Source organism: Desulfofustis glycolicus DSM 9705, assembly GCF_900130015.1.
Lineage (GTDB): Bacteria > Desulfobacterota > Desulfobulbia > Desulfobulbales > Desulfocapsaceae > Desulfofustis > Desulfofustis glycolicus.
The window spans coordinates 1-1,433 of sequence record NZ_FQXS01000093.1 but is presented as its reverse complement, the minus strand read 5'-3'; the positions used below and the strand labels follow the sequence as shown (position 1 = coordinate 1,433).

Genomic DNA, 1,433 nt, shown 5'->3' with positions numbered 1-1,433 from the left:
CAGATTTCAAGTCGATTATGGTCATTTTGCCGTGAATGCTATATTAATACAAGATGTTACACCGAGTCGTTTGGCTCTTAACCGGACACTACTGAAATCAATCATGTATCTACTTACTCAATTCGGTCATATCGCATTTGACTGATTTGCTCCGCCACAAGGCCTATCATGAAAACAATAATTGAACTATTGAAAAGCAGTGCCGACATATTGGTAAACCGACCCTGAGTGATGAATGTATATCCGTAATAAAAAACGCCACTAAAAAAAAGGAGTATGCTGATAGGTAAAAAAACTCGTAATGGCGAGAAAAGCGTGGCTATCCTGGTAATAATCAGGAAAAAACGTGTGCCATCCTTAATTAATTTTATCTTGCTTTTGCCGATTCTTTCTTTTGTGTCTATCGGTATATATTTGATACTTCGTCCACTTCGTAGATAGGCCATGGTCAATGTGGAGGGGTAAGAAAAGGTGTTTGGAAGAAGATAGATGAACTGTTTTGCTGTAGACAGTCGCACCAATCTGAAGCCTGAGGTAAGATCAATTATTGCAAATTGTGTAACATATGAAGCCATTTTATTATATAACCAATTTGCTAAGTCCCTGTGAATTTTAGTTTTGGATTTGCGGGTTCTGGCCCCCACTACCATATCGTATCTATCTTTGTGTTCCAGAAGTCGTGCCAAATCTTCTGGCTGATGTTGGCCATCGGCATCCATCATCACCACCCACTCACCCTGTGCACAACGTAGGCCGGTTTTAATAGCAGCACCATTGCCGATATTGTAAGGGTGCGGCCAGACATTGGCACCAGCTGCCATGGCAGCTTCCAAAGTACCGTCGGTGGAGCCGTCATCGACTACGAGGACTTCGAAATCAGGATAAAGATGTTTGATCTTGCGAACGGTGTCACCGACGACACTAGCCTCGTTATACGCCGGAAGAACGACGGTTACCTGTGGTTTTTTTGCTGGGACTTCCATATTAGTCTTCGCCTCTCTTTTTCTTTGTAACTCTTCGAACCGTCAACATAAAGCTCTTTAATCAAGGCTCCTATCAGAGCAAAAGCCCTCCCTTGTAGGACATTCCAGGACTGGTTTGAAGTGGGAAATATACTCTGCTCGTGTCGCCATTGATAACAGCGGTGGTAGTGATGTACAGAAGCAGTTTTGTGGCAGAGTCTGCTCCTTTAAGCGGTCGGTCCATTATCGGCTGTGACGCAGTGCTGAATATTATTGAGATGTGGTCATACTCAACTATTGGTTTTTCAAACAAAACAATCATATTCTATTTAATCAACCAGAGACAGCAAAAAGAATGACGCAGTGAAGGTTTCCGAGAGAGTTATAATCAAGTCTGGTGTTTGAGGAATCATTCTCAGATATTGACAGCCCTGTCAAGCTCGCCTTCTTTTACAGGTTCAACCCTCTCTC

At 42.7% G+C, this 1,433-nt stretch carries 1 protein-coding gene; it reads right to left on the bottom strand.

Annotation, left to right across the window (positions count from 1 at the left end; genetic code table 11):
• Positions 1-113: 113 nt before the first annotated feature.
• Positions 114-983 carry a glycosyltransferase family 2 protein gene (locus BUC26_RS22540; RefSeq protein ID WP_073379684.1) on the bottom strand — a complete coding sequence of 290 codons (870 nt, stop codon included), beginning with the start codon at positions 981-983 and terminating at the stop codon, positions 114-116.
• Positions 984-1,433: the final 450 nt, after the last annotated feature.